The sequence below is a fragment of the Streptomyces changchenzhani genome, assembly GCF_039766235.1.
GTDB lineage: Bacteria > Actinomycetota > Actinomycetes > Streptomycetales > Streptomycetaceae > Streptomyces.
Window position 1 is genome coordinate 504,030 of sequence record NZ_JBDHNH010000002.1, and the last position, 17,707, is coordinate 521,736.

14 protein-coding genes and 1 pseudogene are annotated in these 17,707 nt (G+C 70.9%); 3 read left to right on the forward strand and 12 right to left on the reverse strand.

The window, feature by feature from the left end; translation table 11 throughout:
• Positions 1 to 30: 30 nt before the first annotated feature.
• The 4 genes from ABCR94_RS10510 to ABCR94_RS10525 all read right to left on the reverse strand — a co-directional run bounded on the left by ABCR94_RS10510 (position 31) and on the right by ABCR94_RS10525 (position 3,846).
• Positions 31 to 786 (reverse strand): AIM24 family protein, encoded by a 756-nt coding sequence (locus tag ABCR94_RS10510; protein WP_347118936.1) that lies wholly within the window; start codon positions 784 to 786, stop codon positions 31 to 33.
• A 19-nt stretch (positions 787 to 805) separates the two neighbouring features.
• Positions 806 to 1,486 carry an AIM24 family protein gene (locus ABCR94_RS10515; RefSeq protein ID WP_347118937.1) on the reverse strand — a complete coding sequence of 227 codons (681 nt, stop codon included), beginning with the start codon at positions 1,484 to 1,486 and terminating at the stop codon, positions 806 to 808.
• A gap of 11 nt (positions 1,487 to 1,497) precedes the next feature.
• Positions 1,498 to 3,114: a TerD family protein gene (locus tag ABCR94_RS10520; RefSeq protein WP_347118938.1), complete on the reverse strand. Its 1,617-nt coding sequence runs from the start codon at positions 3,112 to 3,114 to the stop codon at positions 1,498 to 1,500.
• Between the two features lie 108 nt (positions 3,115 to 3,222).
• Positions 3,223 to 3,846 (reverse strand): M48 metallopeptidase family protein, encoded by a 624-nt coding sequence (locus tag ABCR94_RS10525; protein ID WP_347118939.1) that lies wholly within the window; start codon positions 3,844 to 3,846, stop codon positions 3,223 to 3,225.
• 237 nt (positions 3,847 to 4,083) lie between these two features.
• Between ABCR94_RS10525 and ABCR94_RS10530 the strand changes: the two genes are divergently transcribed.
• Positions 4,084 to 5,229 carry a ThiF family adenylyltransferase gene (locus ABCR94_RS10530; RefSeq protein WP_347118940.1) on the forward strand — a complete coding sequence of 382 codons (1,146 nt, stop codon included), beginning with the start codon at positions 4,084 to 4,086 and terminating at the stop codon, positions 5,227 to 5,229.
• A gap of 65 nt (positions 5,230 to 5,294) precedes the next feature.
• Positions 5,295 to 6,731 carry an ABC1 kinase family protein gene (locus ABCR94_RS10535; RefSeq protein WP_347118941.1) on the forward strand — a complete coding sequence of 479 codons (1,437 nt, stop codon included), beginning with the start codon at positions 5,295 to 5,297 and terminating at the stop codon, positions 6,729 to 6,731.
• 27 nt (positions 6,732 to 6,758) lie between these two features.
• Here the strand turns inward: ABCR94_RS10535 and ABCR94_RS10540 are convergent, their stop codons facing one another.
• From ABCR94_RS10540 to ABCR94_RS10560, 5 genes are all read right to left on the reverse strand, one after another.
• Complete coding sequence (locus tag ABCR94_RS10540; protein WP_347118942.1) at positions 6,759 to 6,959, reverse strand: hypothetical protein; 201 nt, start codon at positions 6,957 to 6,959, stop codon at positions 6,759 to 6,761.
• Between the two features lie 133 nt (positions 6,960 to 7,092).
• Positions 7,093 to 7,416 carry a putative WhiB-interacting protein gene (locus ABCR94_RS10545; protein ID WP_347119145.1) on the reverse strand — a complete coding sequence of 108 codons (324 nt, stop codon included), beginning with the start codon at positions 7,414 to 7,416 and terminating at the stop codon, positions 7,093 to 7,095.
• 32 nt (positions 7,417 to 7,448) lie between these two features.
• On the reverse strand, positions 7,449 to 7,817 hold the full coding sequence (locus tag ABCR94_RS10550; protein ID WP_347118943.1) for a WhiB family transcriptional regulator: 369 nt from the start codon (positions 7,815 to 7,817) through the stop codon (positions 7,449 to 7,451).
• A 158-nt stretch (positions 7,818 to 7,975) separates the two neighbouring features.
• Complete coding sequence (locus tag ABCR94_RS10555) at positions 7,976 to 8,290, reverse strand: hypothetical protein (RefSeq protein WP_347119146.1); 315 nt, start codon at positions 8,288 to 8,290, stop codon at positions 7,976 to 7,978.
• 179 nt (positions 8,291 to 8,469) lie between these two features.
• A complete protein-coding gene (locus ABCR94_RS10560) occupies positions 8,470 to 10,671 on the reverse strand; it encodes an ATP-dependent DNA helicase UvrD2 (RefSeq protein ID WP_347118944.1) in 2,202 nt (733 codons plus the stop codon).
• Positions 10,672 to 10,824: 153 nt separating this feature from the next.
• Here ABCR94_RS10560 and ABCR94_RS10565 point away from each other — a divergent pair, with 153 nt between their 5' ends.
• Positions 10,825 to 11,079, forward strand: coding sequence for a glutaredoxin domain-containing protein (locus ABCR94_RS10565; RefSeq protein WP_347118945.1), 255 nt, complete (start codon positions 10,825 to 10,827; stop codon positions 11,077 to 11,079).
• Between the two features lie 86 nt (positions 11,080 to 11,165).
• Here ABCR94_RS10565 and nudC read toward each other — a convergent pair whose 3' ends face one another.
• From nudC to ABCR94_RS10580, 3 genes and pseudogenes are all read right to left on the reverse strand, one after another.
• Positions 11,166 to 12,119 (reverse strand): NAD(+) diphosphatase, encoded by a 954-nt coding sequence (nudC, locus tag ABCR94_RS10570; protein WP_347118946.1) that lies wholly within the window; start codon positions 12,117 to 12,119, stop codon positions 11,166 to 11,168.
• A gap of 96 nt (positions 12,120 to 12,215) precedes the next feature.
• A pseudogene (locus ABCR94_RS10575) lies at positions 12,216 to 13,668 on the reverse strand (dipeptidase).
• A 10-nt stretch (positions 13,669 to 13,678) separates the two neighbouring features.
• Positions 13,679 to 17,608, reverse strand: a complete 3,930-nt coding sequence (locus tag ABCR94_RS10580) for a UvrD-helicase domain-containing protein (protein ID WP_347118947.1) — start codon at positions 17,606 to 17,608, stop codon at positions 13,679 to 13,681.
• Positions 17,609 to 17,707: the final 99 nt, after the last annotated feature.

The window sequence follows — 17,707 nt, forward strand, 5'->3', positions numbered from 1 at the left end:
TGATCTGCACTCAGATTGTTCGCCCGGCTGTCAGTTCCAGGCGTTGTTCTGGTTCTGGCTGTGCGCGCCCTGCTGGCCCACGCCGAACTGCGCCGCGGCGCCCTCGCCGATCTGCGCGTTCTGCGGCGGCATCACCTCGCTGGGCTGCACGAGCGCGAAGCCCTGCCCGAGGAAGCTGAGCTCCCAGCCCTCGCCGGTGTTGCCACGTCGGCGCCGGATCCCCGAGGAGTGCGTCTGGGCCTGCATCTGTACCCGCAGCGAGCTGGACCAGGCGACGATCGCGTCGGCGTCGGCGTTGACGTACTTGTCCGGCGTGACCTGCAGCATCAGCGGCTGGCCCGAGGTCATCAGCGCGACCTTGCCCTGCCCCGAGATGTTCAGCTGGTACTTGCCCGAGCCGGAGATGCCGTACTGGCTGTCCACGGCGATGACTTCGGTGTGCAGCGTGGAGTCCAGGGCGAGGACATAGCTGCTGTCCACCGTCATGCCGTCGCGGTCGACGTCCACCACGTGGACGTACTGCGCGAGGTTGGCGAAGTAGACGGTGCCCTGACCCGAGCAGCGCATCAGGTCGAGGCCCTCACCCGTGCGGGCGCGGGCGCTGCGCTGGTTGTTCGACTGGTACTCGCCGTCGAAGTCCATCAGTCCCTGGTACGCGACCATGGAACCCTTGCGGGCGAGGACGTCGTCCTGACCGGTGAGCGAGACCCGCAGAAGCTGCGGATTCTGCACGGTGTACCGGTCCTGGGACTGCTGTTCCGTGTGGCTGAAAAGTGGACTCTGCATGGTGTGTTCCCGCTCCCCCTCAGCCCCGGACCCGCAGGCGGTCGGTGCTGTCCTCACTCGGCTGTACGACGACCATGCCCTGGCCGGAAAAGGCCATCTGGTACGCCTCACCGCTCCCTCGGCCGATCAGGGAGGAGGCCTTGAAACTGCGCTTCCCCTTCACCTTGAGGTTCGGCGACCAGGCGACGAGGGCGTCCGGGTCGACATAGGTCTCGTCCTCACCGCTGCCGCAGTCGACGACGATCGGTGTGCCGCGCGAGGTCACCGCGACCCAACCGGTGCCCGCGATCTGGACGTTCCACAGGCCCTGTCCGGTGAACTTGGCCAGGCCCTTGACCCGCTCCACGCCCCAGGTGAGGTGGGCGTCGAATGCCAGCAGGTTGGTGCCGTTGACCGACAGCGAGTCATTGTTGAGGTTGATCACGACGACGTCCGCGCCGTAGTCGGCGAGGTAGAGCAGGCCGTCACCGGCGCACTTCATGATCGGCGCGCCTTCGCCGGTGATCCACTGGGAGGCGACCTGGCGTACGCCGGGCGGGTTGGGCTCGTACTGGATGAAGCCCTCGTACGCCACCATCGAGCCGGTGCGCGCGTAAAGGTCCTGGCCGGTCGCCATGGCGACCTTGAGCATCGCACGGCCGTGATTTTCCATCCGGGCCGTGATCGGTGTCGGGGCGAAGCCCGCGAGTTGCTGGTTCATGACGGGCTCCCTCAGACCTCGTAGGGCTGGACGACGATGAAGTTTCCGGGGGCGCCCCGGAACTGGAGATTGATGGTCTCTCCGCTGTGGCCGGGATAGGCGTTGCGGCGCAGGCGCACCTGCGTGGAGAGGATCACCTGGGACGCGGAGGACCACGCGACGACGGCGTTGGCGTCGGCGAAGGTGGTCGGCGTGACGGGCAGGACCACCGGAACGCCGTGCGTCTTGACGACGACGGTGCCCGAGCCCTGGAACTGCATGGTGAACAGGGCCCCGCCGGGAATGCCGTGACCCTCGATACGGCGGATCTCGTACTGGAGCGACTCGTCGAAAGCGAGAACGTTCTCCGCGGAGACGCAGATGCCGTCGCCCTGGAGCTCGATCGGGTGCAGATGCGCACCCTCTTCGGCGAGGAAGACCTGGCCGCGGCCGGAACAGCGCATCAGCTGCATTTCCTGGCCGGTCGCGTTGCCGACGAACCGGCCCGCGAAGCCCGCACCCTTGTAGCTGAAGTCGACCTTGCCCTGATACATCACCATGCTGCCCTGACGGGCCAGGATCGGCGTACCGCCCATGCCCAGCTCGACCCGCATGAGCTGCTGGTTCTGCGGGGTCCAGCGCTGGCCGGTGGGTGCCTCGCGGTACGGCTGGAGGGCGGCCGCGAGACCGGCTCCGGCCTGCGGGAGACCTTGAGGTACGCCCTGGGGCGCACCCTGCGGCTGCCCCAACGGCGCACTCTGGCCATAGGGAGCGGGCGCGCCCGGCGGCTGGGCCTGGCCCGGGATCTGGCCGGGCGGCTGGAACTGGCCCGGCGGCTGCCCGGGGATCTGGCCGAACTGCGGCTGCTGGGGCGGCTGTCCGTACGCCGCCGGGGCGGCCGGCGGCACGGCGCCACCTTGCGGGTGCAGCGGCGCGGCGACCGTCGGCGCCGAGTGCATCTGCGGGGCGGGTGCCTGGGCTGGCGGCGGGGCGAAGCTCTGCGCGGGGGCAGGAGCGGGGGCCGGTGCCGGGGGCGCTCCGAAGGACGGAGCGGGCTGCTGCGCCTGAGGCGGCGGGGCGAAGGACGGAGCCCCGGCCGGTGGCTGCGCGGCCGGCTCTTCCTCGGCCACCTCGCCGCCGAAGTTCTTCAGGAGGGCATCGAGCCCGCCGTCGAATCCCTGGCCGACGGCGGCGAACCGCCACACGTCCTTGAGGTAGAAGTCGCCCAGCATCACCGCGCGCTCGGTGCTGAACTGCGAGCCGTTGAAGGCGTACCTGACGACCTCTTCGCCGCCCGCGACGATCCGGATGTACCCCGGTCCGACCTGCGACATCTGCCCCGCGCCGTCGATCGTGGCGGTGAAGGAGAGCTTGTGGATGTTCGCCGGAATGCGGTCCAGGGTGACGCGGAAGGACTCGGTGTCACCGGACTGCGGGCCGAGCTGCTGGATTGATTCCTCGGGCGACTTCGGCTGGTTGAAGAAGATGAAGAACCGGTCGTCCGAGAGCTGCTCGTTGACGTCGAGGCCGAAGCAGCTGATGTCGAAGGTCAGTCCGGGCCCGGTGATCTGCACACCTACGTACAGATCCGTTCCCGCTGTGAGGTCACTGATCTTGGCCTTGTGGCCACTTTGGAATTCCCTGGCCATACGTAACGACCGTCCCCCAGTCCCGAATGTAAATGCGTCGCGTCAGGCTAACCGCTAACGCCGACATCCGGCCAAGCCGGTACACACTCGGTACAGAATCACCGGCTGTTACTCACCGCGTGCGCCCGGCAGGTGCGGCAACCGGTCTGCGGCCACCACCCCTTCGAGGTATCCACGGGCCCGCTCGGTACGGGGATACGCCTCCAGGAGCCGCCAGAAGCGCGGGCCGTGTCCCGGTACGAGCAGGTGGGCGAGCTCATGGACGAGCACATAGTCGACGACGTACTCCGGCATGCCCTGCAGGCGGTGCGAGAGGCGAATGCTGCCCTCCGCCGGGGTGCACGATCCCCATCGGGTGTTCTGGTTGGTCACCCAGCGCACGGACGTGGGTAGTGCCCTGCCGTCGAAATACTGGCCCGACAAGCGCTGCGCGCGCTCTGCGAGTTCGGCGTCCCCGAACACGCGTTTGTTCTCCTGGGCGGCGAGTTTGTCAAGCATGACCGTCACCCAGCGTTGCTCTTCCGCCTCCGACATACGGGCGGGAATGAGCACGATCGTACGGTCGCCCTCCCGGTACGCGGAGACCGTTCGGCTGCGTCTGGCGCTCCTGCGAACCTCGACCGCGCTCGGCCGCAAGCCGGTGGCTGGCTGATTCGGCGCGCCGCGCGGCGGACTACCGGCGCTCTGCAGTGGGGTCTCCCCCGCGAAGCGGGGCGACGGGTCGGCGGACACGCCTCGACGTTACCCGCTGTCAGCGGCGGAAGTCCCGCCTCAGATGAGTCGAACGCGATCCGCTCCCTGGAGTGCAGCATTTGAACGACAAGCATTCCGGGCCTGTGGACAACTTTCCGCACGATTCGACCACCCCGTGCATTCTGGGATCCGAGAACGGATCACGTGACGGATCACGTGGCGGATCACGTGATGCCTCGCGTGATCGATCCTGAAAGACCGACGGGGGGCAGCGATATGCATCCGGTGGTGAAGCCCGCGCTGCGGCGCGCATGGCGGGACCGGCAGACCGTGCAATTCGGGATGACATCCGCGCACGCGGTGACAGTGGGGCCGGTGGACACAGCGACAGGGAGTTTCCTCGCGCTGCTGGACGGCACTCGCGGCCTGCCGCTGCTGCGCGAGGAGGCCCGGGCAATGGGCCTGCCGGACGGGCGGGTGGACGAGCTGGTGACCCGGCTGACGGCGGCGGGGCTGATCGACGACGCCACAGGCGGTGGCCCCGGGGCGGACGCGCTGCGCGGACGCACCAAGGTGCGCGACCGGCTCCGCCCCGATCTGGCATCCCTCTCGGTGATCCATCCGGCGCCGGGCGGCGGGGCGCGGCGGCTGGCGGCGCGGCGCGCCATACGGGTTCAGGTGAGAGGCGCCGGGCGGGTCGGCGCAACGATCGCCTCGGTACTGGCCGCCGGGGGTGTCGGGTGTGTCGAGGTGCTGGACGGCGGGTGTGTGGAGCTGTGGGATGTGGCGCCGGGCGGGCTGCCGGCCCAGTCCGTCGGCGACCGGCGGGACGTGGCGGCCAGGCAGCTGGTGCGGCGGGCCGCGCCCGACCGGCCACCGCGGGCGGCGGAGCCCGGCGCGTCCACTGCCGGGGGCGAGCCTGGGCTGTCGCTAGTCGTCGTGGCTCCGCGGGACGGGTCCGCGGCGTACGCCCCCGATCCGGGCGCCGCCGAGCCCTGGCTGCGTTCGGGGACGCCGCATCTGTATGCGGGAGTGGTCGAGGCGACAGGCGTGGTGGGGCCGCTGGTGCTGCCGGGCGGAAGTGCGTGTGCGGGCTGTATGGCGCTGGGGCGGGCGGAGCGCGATCCGAGTTGGCTCCGGATGCTGGCGCAGTGGCGCTCCGGGCGACCCGGGCCCGTACCGGCGTGCGACATCGCCCTGGCGACCTCGGTGGCGGGGCTGGCCGCGGCGCACGCCTTGTCCTTTCTGGACGGTGAACTGCCGGCGACCACGGGAGTGCGGTGGGAGGCCGCGCTGCCGCTGCTGGACTGGAGACGGGAGCGGATGTTGCCGCACTCCGACTGTTCCTGCGGTGCGAGTGGGCACACTGAGGGGGAGTACACCTCGGGGGCCGCCGAGCCACAGGACACAATGGCCGGATAACCGTGACCGTGGAGGCATCGTCGCAAGGCACACACGGCGCGGGTGTCTGGGTTTTGGAGGGGCGCATGTCTGATCTTCCCCGGAAGGCGGTCACCCGTACCGCCAAGTTGGCAGCACTGCCGCTGGGCTTCGCGGGCCGGGCCACCTGGGGGCTCGGCAAGCGGATCGGCGGCAGATCCGCCGAGATTGTGGGGCGCGAGCTCCAGCAGCGCACGGCCGACCAGCTCTTCAAGGTGCTCGGCGAGCTCAAGGGCGGTGCCATGAAGTTCGGGCAGGCGCTGTCCGTCTTCGAGTCAGCACTGCCCGAGGAGGTCGCGGGCCCCTACCGGGCGGCGCTGACCAAGCTCCAGGAAGCCGCGCCACCGATGCCGACCCGCACGATGCACGCGGTGCTGACCGAGCGGCTCGGGGCGGAATGGCGCGATCTGTTCCTGGAGTTCGAGAACAAGCCGTCGGCCGCCGCCTCGATCGGCCAGGTGCACCGGGCGGTGTGGCACGACGGGCGCGAGGTCGCGGTCAAGGTGCAGTATCCGGGAGCCGGCGAGGCCCTGCTCTCCGACCTGAACCAACTGAGCCGTTTCGCCTGGCTGCTGGGTCCGATGATCCCGGGCATGGACATCAAGCCGCTTATCTCCGAGCTGCGTGACCGGGTGTCGGAAGAGCTGGACTACGAGCTGGAGGCACAGGCCCAGCGGGCACACGCCCGGGAATTCGCGACCGATCCGGACGTGGTGGTGCCCGACGTGGTGCACCAGAGCGATCAGGTGCTGGTGACCGAGTGGATCGACGGCATTCCGCTGGCCGATGTGATCACGGACGGTACGACCGAGCAGCGCGACAGGGCCGGGCAACTGCTGGCCCGCTTCCTCTTCTCGGGTCCGGCCCGCACCGGACTGCTGCACGCGGACCCGCATCCGGGCAACTTCCGGCTGCTGCCCGTGGAGGACGACGACGGCGAGGAGGGCGAGGCCGAGAAGTGGCGGCTCGGGGTGCTGGACTTCGGCACCGTGGACCGGCTTCCCGGTGGACTGCCCGACACGGTCGGCAAGTCGCTGCGCATGACGATCGACGGCGAGGCCGAGGCGGTGTACGAGCTGCTGCGCGAGGAAGGCTTCGTCAAGGAGTCGATCGACCTGGACCCGGACGCGGTGCTCGACTATCTGCTGCCGATCATCGAGCCGGCGCAGGCCTCGGAATTCACCTTCAGCCGGGGGTGGATGCGCAGTCAGGCGGCGCGCGTGGCCGATATCCGCTCCCCCGCGCACCAGTTGGGCAAGCAGCTCAATCTGCCGCCCGCCTACCTGCTGATACACCGGGTGACTTTGAGCACGATCGGGGTGCTCTGCCAGCTGGGTGCGACGGTACGGCTGCGGGATGAGCTGGAGGAGTGGCTGCCCGGGTTCGTTGCCCCGGCACAGGACGGCAGAGGCACCGAAGTGGGCGCCGAGAGCGTGGAGTGCGAGGAGGACGAGGAGGACGAAGTGGCGGCGGCCGGAGCCTAGGGGTTCCGCCTGGGCCTGGGCTCGTGGTCACCACCAGGGCGAATCGAGCCGTCCCTCAATGGCTCTGAGGTTGGCGCGCGAGCAGTCGTCGCAGAAGTAGTGACGGCTGCCGTTCTCCACGGAGCAGGTCCAGGTCGGTGGGATGCCCTGGGAGACCGCGCCGCAGTGGGAGCACACGAGATGCTCGGCACCCGACTGCGCTGCGGGGCAAGGAGTCTGCTGGTCCACCCCGTGACGATATCCCCGTCCCGGGGCGGTTGCGGGAACAACGCACCGTGGGGGCCGGTCCGTTCGGACCGGCCCCCACGGAGAGCTGATTACTGCTGGTGCCTGTCTGCCGGCTGGTTTCGGTGCCGGGCTTCTACTGCATGACCGCCATGGCCAGGGCGCGGCGGGCGCGCAGTGCGGTGCGCTCGGCACGGCGCTGCATCCGCCGGGCGGCGACCAGGCGCAGGGCCCGGCGTTCCGCCTCGGCTTCACGCAGCAGGTCGTGCATATGAGCACGAGCCAGGGCTTCTGGGATGAGTTGCATTTCGCGGGTCCTGTTCTGGCGTGAGTCGTTCACGCCAATGGTGGTGACGGCGGGGGTCGCGGACCCGAAGGGCTCGCTGGTGAGAGAGGTCATCGGGGCCTGCTTCTTGGGATCGTGCGTATGGGGTCGGTCGATGGTGCCGGTGCGGTTCAGGGGCTTGAGCGCAGTCCCCCAAGAGATGTCGGTCATGCTGCGACCGGGTTCTTGCGCGGACGGCCACGCGGACGCTTGCGGGCCACGACGACGCCCTGGACGAAGAGCTCGCCACCCCAGACGCCCCAGGGCTCACGGCGCTCCTTGGCACCGGCGAGACAGGCCTCGACCAGCGGGCAGGTGCGGCAGAGCGACTTGGCGTACTCGACATCGGCCGGGGACTCGGCGAAGAAGACCTCAGGGTCGAAGGAACGGCAGGGGACGGGCACGCCGAGGTTCTCGATGGCGTCGTCGAGCGCGGTGAGCGCGGTGAGGGGAGTCAAGGCGGGGTCCTCCGTGAGACCGGGCGGGGAGATCGTTCGGGAAGGCGGTACTGACGGGGCGTGCGCTTCGAGTTGCACGGTGGTTTTTTCCTCGTCTGGTCGTTCCGGCCTGTTGGCCGAATGGCTTCTGCTGTCCCGGGGCCCCTTCGCTTCGTCTCGCCCGTTCGGGCAAAACAAAAGGGCCGCGGATCCCGGGTGGGGTTCCGCGGCCCTGAAGGCGCCTGCCTGATGGTGAATCAGGCTGGATCACTCCAGGGTTCAGGCCCACGGAAGGCCCACATCGTGTGGTGCTGCGTCGTCTGCTTCTTGGATCCGGCACCGGCCGCCGCAGAGGCATAGGCGTGCGCCTGCGCGACTGCTACTGCTGCTTCCGGTGCCTCGGTCGGTCGCTCATTGCGCTCCCGGACGGGGAGATCGGCCAGGACCAGGACGGCCGGGCTGAAGACCGCGGGGCTGAAGGCAGCAATGCCGGACAGACCGATACCACTGAGCGAGGAGCCGAGCGGGCAGGTGGCGACGACCGAGTGATCGGTCACTTTGGTGAAAGTCATGAAGCTGGTCACTGGGCTCGCCTCCCTCGGCGTCTCGGGGACCTCGGCCGGAGCCGGATCCCATGTGTGTGGATAAGTACAGCACGGGCACAGGGCTTCGGAGAAGCCCTTGTTTCCGTGGTTAAGAACCTATGGGGATTCCTGGGGCATGCGCAAACTATTTTCTCGACGAATTTTGATCAATCCTCTTCGTCGGCTCCTCCAAGCTCCTGACCTGCGCAGAGAGCCAGCACATCGGCTCCGAACCGCTCCAGTTTCCGGGCGCCGACTCCGGAGATCATGGCCAGCGCTCCGTCGTCGCCCGGCACCGCCTCGGCGATCGCCATCAGAGTCTTGTCGGTGAAGACGCAGAAGGCGGGCTGCCCCAGCTCCTCGGCCTGGCCCGCGCGCCAGTCGCGCAGCCGCTCGTGCAGCGCCTCGTCGATGTCGGACGGGCAGTCCTCGCAGCGCATCAGCTTCACCTCGCCGGCCTCGGTGAGTGTCTTCGCACACACTCGGCACCTGACCTGTCCCCGCCGCCTGCGCTTGGTGCCGGTGGCGGTGCCCGTGCTGCCGGCGACTGCGCCGTGCTCGATGCCTCCGGCACCGCCCGTGCCGCGCCCGGCCGGTGCCCCGGAGCCGGGGCGCAGGCCGCTCAGGAACCGGCTCGGGCGGCGGGAGGCCCGGCCGCCGGGCGAGCGGGACAGCGCCCAGGACAGGCTCAGGTGGACCCTGGCGCGCGTGACGCCGACGTACAGCAGTCGTCGTTCCTCCTCGACCTGCTCGTCGGTCTTCGCGTAGGTGATCGGCATCATGCCTTCGGTGAGGCCGACCAGGAACACGGCGTCCCACTCCAGGCCCTTCGCCGAGTGCAGCGAGGCCAGGGTGACGCCCTGGATGGTGGGTGCGTGCTGGGCGGCCGCGCGCTCGTCGAGCTCCGTGACGAGGTCGGAGAGGGTCGCGGTGGACTTGGCCTTGGTGTAGTCCTCCGCGAGCCGCACCAGGGCGGCCAGCGACTCCCAGCGGTCCCGGACGGCGCCCGAGCCCGCCGGGGGCTCCGTCGTCCAGCCCTTGGTGCTGAGCACCGCCCGGACCTGGGAGGGCAGGTCGTCGGCGTCGTCGAGCAGCGAGTCGTTACCACCGGCCCGCGCCGCGCCGCGCAGCGCGATGCCCGCCTCCCGCACCTCCGGGCGCTCGAAGAACCGCTCCGCGCCCCGCAGCTGGTACGGCACCCCGGCGTCGGCCAGGGCCTGCTCGTACACCTCCGACTGGGCGTTGATGCGGTAGAGCACGGCGATCTCGCCGGCCGGGACGCCCGCGTTGATGAGGTCGCGGATGCAGCGGGCGGTGCCCTCGGCCTCGGCGGGCTCGTCCGCGTACTCCGGGTAGACCGGGTTGGGGCCCGGCTCGCGCTGGGAGATGAGCTCCAGACGGTGCTCGGCGGCCCGGCCCCGGGCCTGGTTCAGCAGGCCGTTGGCCAGGTGGACCACCTGCGGGGTCGAGCGGTAGTCGCGGACGAGCTTCACCACGGTCGCGCTCGGGTGCTTGGTGCGGAAGTTCAGCAGGTGGTCGGGGGTGGCGCCGGTGAAGGAGTAGATCGTCTGGCTGGCGTCGCCGACGACGCACAGGCTGTCGCGGTCGCCGAGCCACAGCTCAAGCAGCCGCTGCTGGAGCGGGCTGACGTCCTGGTACTCGTCCACCACGAAGTGCTGGTACTGACTGCGCACATGGTCGGCGATGTCCTGCCGGTCCTGGAGGATGCCGACGGTCAGCAGCAGCACATCCTCGAAATCGATCATGCCGCGGTCGCGCTTGAGCTGCTCGTACAGTCCGTAGATCTGGGAGATCTCGGCCGGGTTCCTGGGGGCGTCGCGGCTGGACTTGGCGACCGCGGCGGGATAGTCGCCGGGGACGGTCTGGGTGACCTTGGCCCACTCGATCTCGCCCGTAACGTCCCGCAGTTCGTTGCGGTCGAGCCGGATGCGGCAGCGCGCGGCGGCCTCGGCGACCAGTTGCACCTTGCGCTCGACGAGTCGCGGCATGTCGCCGCCGACTGCTTTCGGCCAGAAGTACTGGAGCTGGCGCAGCGCGGCGGAGTGGAAGGTCCGTGCCTGGACACCGCCCGCGCCGAGCTGGCGCAGCCGCCCGCGCATCTCGCCCGCGGCGCGGTTGGTGAAGGTGACCGCCAGCACGCTGCCGGGCTGGATGATTCCGGCACGCACGCCATACGCGATGCGGTGCGTAATCGCGCGGGTCTTGCCCGTACCGGCTCCGGCCAGCACGCACACCGGGCCGTGCAGGGCCGTCGCGACCGCGCGCTGCTCGGGGTCGAGTCCTTCGAGCACCGCGTCCGCCGACTCGGGGGCCTGCGGGAAAAGGGAGGAGTGCGTTGCTGCTGTCACCCCGCCATGCTGCCAGGTCGCGAGAGGTGGACGCGGCCGTTGTCCACAGGGGGCGAGCAGTGGTCGTACTAATGCGGGAATGGTGACCGGGTCGCGTACGTTCGAGTCACTGGGATCACGGATCCCCCAGCGAACCAGAGGAGCGCGAAAGACATGCCGGGCACTGTGACGATGTACAGCACCACGTGGTGCGGCTACTGCCGTCGGCTGAAGAGCCAGATGGACCGCGAAGGCATCGCGTACAACGAGATCAACATCGAGCACGACCCGGAGTCCGCGGCCTTCGTCGAGAAGGCGAACGGCGGGAACCAGACCGTCCCGACGGTCCTCGTGGTCCCCACCTCCGGAGCGCAGTCGGTCATGAGCAACCCGAGCCTCGCGCAGGTCAAGCTGGCCCTGGGCGTCTGACGACACCCCAGCCTCACGTACGTGAAACGCCCCCCGCGGCACACATCGCGGGGGGCGTTTCGCATGCGTACGAGTCCTGCGAACGGCTACGGGGTGAGCGGCTTCGGCAGGGGCTTGCCGTACCAGATCTCCACCAGGCGGGCGGCGATCGAGATGCCGAGCAGCGGCAGCAGTTCCCCGGACTCGATCGCGGTCCGCAGGTCGTCCCGGGAGAACCAGCGCGCCTCCTGGATCTCCTCGCCATCCACGGTGATCTCCGAGGACGTCGCACGGGCCATGAAGCCGAGCATCAGGCTGGACGGGAACGGCCAGGGCTGGCTGGCGACGTACTCGACCCGGCCGACCGTGATGCCCGCCTCCTCGAAGACCTCACGGGCCACCGACTGCTCGATCGACTCGCCGGGCTCGACGAAGCCCGCGAGGGTCGAGAACCGGCCTTCCGGCCAGTGCACCTGGCGGCCGAGGAGCGCGCGGTCGTGCTCATCGGTGACCAGCATGATCACGGCGGGGTCGGTGCGCGGGTAGTGCTCGGCGCCGCAGGCCTGGCAGCGGCGGATGTGCCCCGCGGCCGCGATGACCGTGCGCTCACCGCAGCGTGAACAGAAGCGGTGCAGGCGCTGCCAGTTCTCCAGGGCTACGGCGTGGACCATCAGGGCCGAGTCGCGGGGGGAGAGCAGCAGCCCGGCCTCGCGCAGGCCCGCGGGGCGCGCCGACTGGTCCATGCGCCCCGGCAGGGTGTCCTTCTGGAGCGCGAAGTAGCTGACGCCCTCCTCGTCCGTACCCAGGAAATACCGGTGCGTCTCGGTGACCGGGGCCTCGAAGGCCTGGGTCATGACCAGCTCGGTGTGCCCGTCCGGTGTGTCGTCGATCAGGACCTGACCGCCGGAGACCACGAAGACTCGGGTCGTGGGGTGGCTCCAGGCCGCGGCCAGCCAGGCCTCGTCGAGGCGGTGGTGCGCGGCGCGGTCGAGACCGCTCGGGGCGGCAAGACCGATCGGCCGCTCTCCGGTCTGGCCCGTCTGGTCGGTCGAGGTGCTCACAGGTCTTTCCAACTCCCCCGGGTGGATCGGGTGGTTCAGGTGATTCGGCAGGCAGATTTATCGACTTTGTCGGCTGGCGGTTTTGTGGGCGCGGCCTCAGGAGGGGCGCCAGTTCGCCGCGAGGTCGCCCCACAGGTACGCGGTGGTCTCGACGCCCTTGAGGAGCAGATCGAGCTCAACCTTCTCGTTGGGCGCGTGCCAGCCGTCGGACGGTACGGAGATACCCAGGAAGAGGACGGGCGCACCGAGTACGTCCTGGAGGTCGGCGGCGGGGCCCGAGCCGCCCTCCCGGGTGAACAGGATCTCCTGGCAGGTCGGCGGCGGGGCCCGAGCCGCCCTCCCGGGTGAACAGGATCTCCTGGCCGAAGGCGCGGCCCATCGCCCGTACGACGGACTGGAGGGCGGGGTGGTCCAGCGGTGTCAGGCACGGCCGGGTCGCGGCGCCGAAGGTGATCTCGTGACGGATGCCGGCCGGGACGCGGGAGGCGATCCACTCCCGTACGGACTGCTCGATCTTGTCCGGGTCCTGGCCCGCGACCAGCCGGAAGGACAGCTTCAGCCGGGCGGACGACGGGATGATCGTCTTCCCGCCGGGGCCCTGGTAGCCGCCGCCGATGCCGTTGAGCTCGGCGGTCGGGCGGGCCCAGACGCGCTCCAGGGTGGTGTGGCCCGCCTCACCGAGGGAGGCACGGGACTTGGCCGTACGGAGCCAGCGCTCCTCGTCGAAGGGGAGCGCGGCGAACAGCTCGCGCTCCCGGTCGGTGAGCTCCCTCACGCCGTCGTAGAAGCCGGGGATGGTGATGCGCTCGTCGGCGTCGTGGAGAGCCGCGACGAGGCGCGCGGCGACGGTGGCCGGGTTGGGGACCGCGCCGCCGAAGGAACCGGAGTGGATGTCCTGCTCGGGGCCGTACAGCTCGATCTCGCAGTCGGCGACGCCGCGCATGCCGGTGCAGACGGTGGGGGTCTCCTCCGACCACATGCCGGTGTCGGAGACGATCACCGCGTCGGCGGCGAGGCGGTCGGCGCGCTGCTCGACCAGGGCGCGGAAGTGCGGGGAGCCGGACTCCTCCTCGCCCTCGATCAGGAGCTTGAGGTTCACGGCGGGGGCGGTGCGGCCGGTGGCGGCGAGGTGGGCCCGTACGCCCAGGGTGTGGAAGAACACCTGGCCCTTGTCGTCGGCGGCGCCGCGTCCGTACATCCGGCCTTCGATGATCTCCGGCTCGAAGGGGTCGGTGTGCCAGCCGTCCTCGCGGGCCGCGGGCTGCACGTCGTGGTGTCCGTAGACGAGCACGGTGGGGGCGGCCGGGTCGCCGCTCGGCCACTCGGCGAAGACTGCGGGGGCGCCGTCCGTGGGCCAGATCTCGGTGACCGGGAAGCCGGTCTCCTTGAGCTTCGCGGACAGCCAGTCGGCGCTGCGCCGCACGTCCGCGTCGTGGTCGGGCTGCGCCGAAACGGACGGGATGCGCAGCCAGTCGGCGAGGTCGCCGAGGAAGGCCGCGCGGTGCTGTTCGATGTACGTACGGACGACGCTGTCCGGGGTCTCGCTCATGGGCCCGAGCCTAACCGGCTGCCGGACCCGGCTCGTCCAGCAGGATCCGTTCGAGCTCGGCACGGCCCGGCAGGCGGGCGGGGCGGACGACTTCGCCGCTGCGTACGTAGAGGAAGGCCGCGCTCACGGCGTCGAGGGGGAGGTCGTACTGCTCGGCCCAGGCGAGGCGGTAGAGGGCGAGCTGGAGAGGATCGGCGGTGCGGGTGCGGCTGGTCTTCCAGTCGACGATCTCGTACGCGCCGGTGTCGTCGTCGCGGTACACGGCGTCTATGCGGCCCCTGATGACCCGGCCCGCGAGGGTGAGGTGGAAGGGGGCCTCGATGCGGTGCGGGGTGCGGTGGGCGTACGGCGTGTGCTCGAACGCCTCCTTGAGGGCGGCCAGGTCGCGCTCGTCCGCGATCTCGGCCTCGCTCCCGTCGCCGCCGGGGAGCTCGTCGGGGCCGAGCATGGGCAGCGGCAGCTCTTCGAAGCGGGCCTCCACCCAGGCGTGGAAGCGGGTGCCTCGGCGGGCCGCGGGCTGCGGGGGGCGCGGCATGGGACGGGCCAGTTCCTGGGCGAAGCCGTCGGGGTCGGCGGCGAGGCGGACCAGCTGGGAGGCGGACAGGGCAGGCGGCACGGGAACGTCGCGGGTGGTGGCGCGGGCGCGGCGCAGCTCGCCGGCGAGGGCGTCGAGGTCGCGGTCCCAGGAGGCGACGGCGCGGGTCTCTTCGGGGGTGAGCCGGACGGCTCCTTCGGCCCGGCGGGCCAACTGGGCGGGCAGGTGCCCGGCTTGGTCAGGGTCGGTGGGGTGGGGGCGGGCGGGGGTGGTGTCGTGGCCTGCGTGGTCGGGGGCGTGCGCGGGGCGGACCGGGTGGGGGATCCGCTCCGGGTGCGGCCGGCCCCTGAGCCCGGCGCCGGGGCGCTGTGTTGACCAGGCGTCCCCGTGCGAGGGGTCTCCATCGTAGTCGTACGGGGCCCAGTCGGAGGGGGAGCTGGCCGACGGGGCCGAGGCCGGTGGGGCCGCGTCCGATGGGGTCGAGGCTGGTGGGGTCGAGGCTGGTGGGGCGTCCTCACCGGTACGGGAGCCGGGCATACGGGAGCCGGGCACGGGCGTGTCCGTCGAGGCGTCGGCGGATCGGGCGTGCTCGTGATCCTGCTCGGGCTCGTGCCCAGAGCCCTGATCCGGTCCGTGCCCGGTGGGGGGCGTCGCGGCTGCCCCCGAGGTCGTCGGCGGACCCTGGGGGCGTTCGGGGAGGAGCGTGTCCCAGTCCGAGGGGATCTCGTGCTCGGGGGCGTCGCGGTGCGGGTAGCCCTCCTCGTAGGGGGCGCCGTCGTCGTACGGGGGGCTGTCCTCGTACGGAGGGCTGTCGTCGTACGGAGGGCTGTCCTCGTGAACGGAGCTGTCAGGGAACGGGAAGCCGGGGGCCCCGCCGTGGCGGTCGGCCGGGGGCGCGGATTGCGGGGTCGCTGTCAGGGCGTCCAGGTGGGCCAGTACCGTCTCCGCCGCCGCGCGGCGGCGCGTCAGGGAGGCTTCGTCCAGTGGCAGGGGCCAGGCTCGGTCGGCCGCAGCCTCGCGCAGGGCGGGATTTTCCTCGTCCGGTTCGGGCTGGTCCGCCCAGACCTCGATCTCGCCGAAACCGGTCGCACAGTGGTCGTACAGCGCCCGCAGAAAGTCCGAAGGGCCGCGTGGCTTCTTCTGAGTCGGTCCCCACCAGTGGCCCGAACCGAGCAGAAGCGATCGCGGGCGCGTGAAAGTGACGTAACCGAGGCGCAGTTCCTCCGTCCGCTGGTGTGCCCTCATGTCGTCCTTGAAGGCCTTGAGGCCCTTGCTGTCCCACTCCCCCACGTCCGGGAGGGTCTGCGCGTCGCCGCGCAGCGCGTGCGGGAGGACCTTCGCCTGCGACGCCCAGGACTCGCGGGCCTGGTCGTTGGGGAAGTGGCCGTGGACCAGGCCGGGGGCCGCCACGACGTCCCACTCCAGGCCCTTGGCCTTGTGGGCGGTGAGGACCTTGACGGTGTTCTCCCCGCCGGGCAGCGCGTTGTCCAGGCCCTTCTCGTACTGCGCGGCGGTGCGCAGGAAGCCCAGGAAGGCCAGCAGGGTGGCTTCCCCGTCGAGCGCCGCGAAGCCCGCCGCGGTGTCCAGGAAGTTGCTCAGGGTCTCGCGGCGGCGGGCGGCCAGGGCGTTCGGTGAGGCGGAGAGCTCCACTTCCAGGCCCGTGGTGGCCAGCACTCGGTGCAGTACGTCCATGAGCGGGTCGGCCAGCGAGCGGCGCAGGTCCCTCAGCTCGACCGCCAGCCGGGCGAAGCGCACCCTCGCCTGGGAGGAGAACGGCAGGCCGTCGTCCTTGCCGCCGGCGGACTCCAGGAAGGTGTCGAGCGCGTCGGCGAGCGAGATGACCTCGGACGGGTCGACGCCCTCGACGGCCTCGGCCAGCCTGCGGTCCGGGTCCGCGTCGTCGCCCGACGCGCGGTGGACCAGCAGCCGCGCCCTGCGCCCAAGGAGCGCCAGGTCGCGGGGGCCGATGCGCCAGCGGGGGCCGGTGAGGAGCCGTACGAGGGACGCGTTGGCGCCGGGGTCCTGGAGGACCTCGCAGACCGCGACGAGGTCGGCGACCTCCGGGAGGTGCAGCAGCCCGGACAGGCCGACGACCTCGACGGGGATGTCGCGGGCGACCAGCGCGCCCTGGATCTCGGCGAAGTCGCCCGCCGTCCGGCACAGCACGGCAATCTCGCCGGGCTCCTTGCCGGTGCGCACGAGGTGCGCGATCGAGTCGGCGAGCCAGTCGATCTCCTCGGCGTGGGTGGGCAGCAGCGCGCAGCGGACCATGCCGTCGCGCTCGGCGCCCGGCGCGGGGCGCAGGGCCTCCACGCCCGCGTGCATGGCGCGCAACGGGACGGCGAGGCCGTTGGCCAGGTCGAGGAGGCGGCCACCGCTGCGGCGGTTCTCGCTCAGCGAGTGTCGGGTGGCGGGGCGGCCGTCGGCGTACGGGAAGTGCTCGGGGAAGTCGTCGAGGTTGGCGACGGATGCGCCTCGCCAGCCGTAGATCGCCTGGCAGGGGTCGCCGACCGCCGTCACCGCGTGTCCCGTGCCGCCGCCGAACAGCCCGGACAGCAGGAGGCGCTGCGCGACGGACGTGTCCTGGTACTCGTCGAGGAGGACCACCCGGAACTCCTCGCGCAGGATCCGCCCGGCCTCCTGACTGGTCAGCGCGAGCTCGGCGGAGAGCGCGATCTGGTCGCCGAAGTCGAGGAGGTCGCGGCTGCGCTTGGCCGCGCGGTAACGGGTCGTGAGGTCGAGCAGTTCGAGGCGGGCGGCGGCGGCCTCGGGGGCCTTGCGCAGGTCGGCGTTGGTGAGCTTGACGCCTTCGAGGGTGCGCAGGAGCTCGGTGTCGTACGCCGCGAGCCGCTCGGGCCGTACGAGATGCTCGGCCAGCTCGGCGTCCAGCGACAGCAGGTCGCTGACCAGGGCCGGGAAGGACTTGGTGAGGGCCGGGTACGGACCCGGCGCTTCGCGCAGCACGCGGGCGGCGAGCTGGTAGCGGGTGGCGTCGGCGAGCAGGCGGGCGGTCGGCTCCAGCCCTATGCGCAGGCCGTGCTCGGCGAGGAGCTGGCCGGCGAATGCGTGGTACGTCGAGATCCGGGGCTCGCCGGGAGGGTTGTCGGGGTCGATGGCGTCGGGGTCGGTCACTCCGGCCCTGATCAGCGCCTTGCGGACGCGCTCGGCGAGCTCACCGGCGGCCTTGTTGGTGAAGGTCAGGCCGAGGACCTGCTCGGGGGCGACCTGGCCGGTGCCGGCCAGCCACACCACACGCGCGGCCATGACCGTGGTCTTCCCCGACCCGGCTCCGGCCACGATGACCTGCGGGGCAGGCGGTGCGGTGATGCACGCCATCTGCTCCGGGGTGAAGGGGATGCCGAGGAGCTCCTTGAGCTGTTCGGGATCGGTGATGCGAGCGGACACCTCAGAGAGGCTATCCGGACCCACTGACATCCACGGTCCACCGGACGACTGGGGCGGGTGGGGCGGGTGATCGTGCGGAGCGAGCCGAGTCGTGCGGGA

Coding starts and splice junctions, on each gene's coding strand:
- ABCR94_RS10565 (WP_347118945.1), top strand. CDS start 10,825: ATGCCGGGCACTGTGACGATGTACAGCACCACGTGGTGCGGCTACTGC.
- ABCR94_RS10530 (WP_347118940.1), top strand. CDS start 4,084: ATGCATCCGGTGGTGAAGCCCGCGCTGCGGCGCGCATGGCGGGACCGG.
- ABCR94_RS10555 (WP_347119146.1), bottom strand. CDS start 8,290: ATGACTTTCACCAAAGTGACCGATCACTCGGTCGTCGCCACCTGCCCG.
- ABCR94_RS10510 (WP_347118936.1), bottom strand. CDS start 786: ATGCAGAGTCCACTTTTCAGCCACACGGAACAGCAGTCCCAGGACCGG.
- ABCR94_RS10535 (WP_347118941.1), top strand. CDS start 5,295: ATGTCTGATCTTCCCCGGAAGGCGGTCACCCGTACCGCCAAGTTGGCA.
- ABCR94_RS10515 (WP_347118937.1), bottom strand. CDS start 1,486: ATGAACCAGCAACTCGCGGGCTTCGCCCCGACACCGATCACGGCCCGG.
- ABCR94_RS10520 (WP_347118938.1), bottom strand. CDS start 3,114: ATGGCCAGGGAATTCCAAAGTGGCCACAAGGCCAAGATCAGTGACCTC.